Genomic DNA, 250 nt, shown 5'->3' with positions numbered 1-250 from the left:
CCATTTTCGTAATCATCGTTAGTAATGACCCATTCGTATGCGGGAGTGTCCTCATGAAGCTTTAGCACGGTAATCCCTTGTCCCTCACCGGAAATAGTGGTCCATGAGGGGAGTTTTATCCCTTGAACCAAAAATTCTCCTGCGGGAACATTTACTTTGACCCGGCCGTTCCCGATCGCTCTCCGAAAGGCTTCCGTATTGTCCCGGCCGTCAGGGATCGCTCCATAGTCCTCCACATTCACTTCCCGGG

Annotated in this window: 1 protein-coding gene; it reads right to left on the bottom strand. The window is 51.6% G+C overall.

The features are described from left to right. Window positions 1-250, bottom strand: a 250-nt coding sequence (locus R0K30_RS22850) for a glycosyl hydrolase family 28-related protein (protein ID WP_410613234.1), incomplete at both ends; no start/stop codon positions are given.

The organism is Bacillus sp. SIMBA_154 (assembly GCF_046536015.1).
Classification (GTDB): domain Bacteria; phylum Bacillota; class Bacilli; order Bacillales; family Bacillaceae; genus Bacillus; species Bacillus pumilus_P.
Note: the sequence above shows the minus strand (reverse complement) of the source record. Positions and strands in the feature narration are given on the sequence as shown.